Source organism: Thermogutta sp. (assembly GCF_039793925.1).
GTDB lineage: Bacteria > Planctomycetota > Planctomycetia > Pirellulales > Thermoguttaceae > Thermogutta.
The window spans coordinates 1-3839 of sequence record NZ_JBAMME010000278.1; the positions used below are offsets into that span (position 1 = coordinate 1).

A 3839-nucleotide genomic window follows, 5' to 3' on the forward strand; every position below is an offset into this window, starting at 1 on the left:
GCCTGTGCGGACCATTCTGTTTGCAACCCCGAACCCACAGGGCCCCCAATACTCGGCGGGAAAACCCGATTGATGTTCTCGAAATTATGGAGCGCCAACCCAAATTGTTTCAGATTGTTAATGCACGCAGAACGTCTGGCGGCCTCTCGAGCGGCCTGGATCGCCGGAAGCAACAGAGCGATCAAAATCCCGATGATCGCAATGACCACCAGGAGCTCAACGAGGGCGAATCCGCTTCGAGCACGAATTCGGGGCTCCACTTCTGACAAGAGGCACGTCGTGGCAAGGCGCAATCTCCTTTCCGTAATGCTGAGACAGCTATTGAGACTGAATCTCATTACCGTTCAAAAGCGTATTATAGTACTGGAATAGTTCAGGAAAAGCGCTACCTATTTGCTGTTAATTTTCGACGAGGCCCTCTCGCGCCACCGGCCACAACCATCCGCCGAATGACCAGTCGTTCCCATTGGCGAAACGTGATTCGGTCTAAAAAGGGACTCTGGCCGCGCCTGCTTCGAGTCACCTCACGAACAACAAAAGGGAGCCGTGAGAGCCCTCTCCAAACGCTCGGCCAGAACCGGGGCCGGAAAGCCGTAAGGCAAGCCGAGAACGATTCTCAATCAGTGACTCCGCGACGAATGAACGGGGAACCGTCGCAAAAAAAGAGCGGCGCAGTCTCGCCGCTCGAGTGGGCAGGCGACCACCCCAGGCCCCGGTGGTCATCATAATCAGAGGATTGGTGTCATCACCATTGGCCCGAAAGCAGCAAGTAGGCGAGAGCTGCCGGGTCTACCGACTTCGTGTTGGCACCTCCGTGCGATCGGGCCCGAATTCGTTCGAACCCCAATAGTTTGTGCAGGTATGCTATGGAGCTGCCATTCCCGGACAGTCGGAATTCGGTGCCTGTGGCGACGAGGGAGTCTGGCCCCGGCGAATCATTCACCACCGCCGTGTCGTTGCCTCCGTCGCTATCCACGGTGACTTCCTCAAACATCTTGACCCGAATGAAGTACCCTGGTCCGCTCAGCCGCGCCCAATCCGGCCACGAGACAAACTCATCATCGCCGGACGAACCGTAAAGCTGCGCCACGTCGCGTCCCCCAACAATCGAATAGGCATGGACGTAGTCAAACGCCCGAACCGTGTTGGAAAAGCCCGGCCCCTGGAAAACAGCCTCTCCCGGCCGGCCGATAAACAGGTCATCCCCAGCGGAGTCGTACAGGTGGGCCACGTCCGTGCCGCCGCGTGCGGCCTCTGCTACCACATTCTTGTACCCCAGAACCCGCACGAGATAGCCGGTTCCTGTTAACGACACATCGCGCGGCCGGGCCACAACCGTGTCGTCGCCCGTCGAATCCAACAAGGTTGCACTGTCCTGCCCGCCCATCGAAGCCGCCACGATTTGCGATGCGCCATTGATCACGGCGCGAAGGTCCCCGGCCTGGAGAGTTGCCTTAAACGGCTCGGCCGTGAGGGTATCATTGCCTGAGCTTCCAAACAGATATGCTTCGTCTTGACCGCTCCCGCTGAAGCTGCCCTGGACCTGCTCAAAACTGGTCGCTATGACGGAGACGCCAGGGTAAGACATTCGCGCAGTGCCTGGAGCCACGGTCAGGATGTCTTTTCCGGAGGAGTCGCGGAACTCCACGCTGTCGGCCCCTTCCCCACCGTTGACGGTCACCTGCTTGAACCCCTTGGCTCGGGCAAAGTAACTGCCGTCGATACTCCTCACCGACGTCCACTGCGGAGTGACAAGTCCCTGATCCTTTTCCGATGTGCCCGTCAATTGCGCCTCGTCGTTGCCACCCCGTCGGCTGTAACCGTGCACAATGGGAACATCCTGCGCAGCAAATCGGAGGCCGCTTCCCGACATCACGGCCAGGCCGGGCTGGACTGTGAACAGATCCGCCCCCGGAGTGTCGCCCAATTCCGCCACGTCCTGGCCCCCGCCGCCCACGAACGTGACATCCTCGGAATTTCTCGCGAAAAGCTGATAACCAAGGCCCGTCACGTCAACCCCGGGGCTGTTCCCTTCGAAAAGCCCCAGCACGGCATGCTCATCTCCATCCGTTCCATAAATTCCCACGGTATCCTGGCCAGTATCGCCGTCGAAGAGAACTCCCGTGGTGCCTGGCTCAAAGCTCATAAAGACACCGTTCACCAGAGCGGCCGGTGCGCCAAAATAACCAAGGTAAGCCTCGTCGTCACCCGGAGTCCCTCGAACAGTGACCACCCGATCCTCGAGCGACAGCGTGGGGGGATTATCTAATGTGACATTCACCGTACCGGTCAATCCGGAGATCATCAAATAGTAAGTCGTGCCGGCCGTCACGGACGGAATCGCCAGCGACGTCGTGCCTGTCCCGACCAGAGAATAAAGCTCGCCGGTCGAGGTGCACAAGGCCATGGCGGTGTTGCTGGAGACCCCCGCGCCACTCACATTGGCGGTGAAAGCCCCATCGGCAGCCACCTGGAAACTGTACCACAGTGTGCCGTTGGTCGGAGACTGGGCGGGCAAAGTCGTGCTGCTGATAGTCCCAAGGTCGATTGGCGAGCGAGAAGGAATAGCCACGATCGTGGCCAGCGAACTGTCGCTCCCGCCGGGACCAAACACCTGCTGAGAAAGGGTATAGACTCCAGCGACACGATACGCGTGCGTCGTCAGACGGCTATCCGACTTCCAGCCGTCGCCATAGTCAATGAAGCCGTCTGTGGCCCCCATGGACCAGTCGAGAACGGTGATCCCCCGGTTAACGGGAACCACTGTGGGAGCCACCAAAAACGTAGAAACAGCAACAGGCTCCCCGGTGCCCCAGGAGCTCGTCCAGGCGTCGTATGCCCGACGATACCCCGTGCCATTCACCGCATAATTGACGAACTGATTCTCGATAAAGAGGTCCGTCACTTGGCCCGTCGGATAACTCTCCCCGCCAAGGACCCACGCCTGAATTTGCGTGTCGTAAGCGGCAAATTCCACATCCCGAGGAATAAAGGAATCATCAAAACCGCTGGGATACGCCACAGTCCAGGCCACGAGACGCCCTGCCGTGGTCAGGCTGCGGATCCGCACATTATTTGCGTGGGCAGTGCTCGCCGTCTTAAAGCTCTGTGCCACGGGATCGTAAACCAGGACCGTCACGTTGCTCCCCGTAGACCATGCGGCCACCCCATCACCCACCGCCGTATACTCGACGAAAGTCCCGTCATCGTAGGTGGTCACATTGTATTTAAACTGACCTGTCAAATAGTCGTAACTCACCGCCCCAACGTTGCGCGGCACGTAGTTACCGCCCAAGCCGTCCGCGTAACCGATCTTCCACGCCGCGATCGACTGGCTGAGCCCAAGGTTGATCACAGAGCGATTGGTAGCCTCAGGGGACTGGAACGTTTTCCACACCCCGCGACCAGGATCGTACACCGCCACCATAACCGAGCGGTCCACCCACTGGCCGGAGCCATCTTGACGCCGAATCGTCCAGGCCGCCCAACCGTCCACCTGAAGATCCCCGATTTGCTGATTGGTCGCGACTGAGCCACTCCACGTTTTCCACAGCGACTGGCCTGCATCATAGGTGGCCAAAAAGATTTGCTGGTTATTGACGTTGGCTCGATCGCGGGCCACCCACGCCACAATTTGTCCTTCGACGACCAGACGATCGACTTCCTGATGGGACGCGAGGGGAATTTTGCGGAAGACCACGCCCCCGGCCCGAGAATCCCACGCCCCCATTCCGATTCCAACCTTCACGCCGTCCTGCGTCAACGTCCAGGCCGCCACCCCGTCGCCAAGATCGAAGTCCCCCAGCACGTATGTTCCGCCATAGTTGGTTCGGTTGGTT

The 3839-nt window shown here is 59.2% G+C and carries 1 protein-coding gene and 1 pseudogene; both read right to left on the reverse strand.

Annotated features, from left to right (window positions below; genetic code table 11):
* Positions 1 to 269, reverse strand: a 269-nt coding sequence (locus ABJK56_RS14030; protein WP_347245292.1) for a DUF1559 domain-containing protein, incomplete at its 3' end; no start/stop codon positions are given.
* A gap of 476 nt (positions 270 to 745) precedes the next feature.
* Positions 746 to 3839: pseudogene (locus tag ABJK56_RS14035) on the reverse strand (hypothetical protein); the annotation flags it as partial.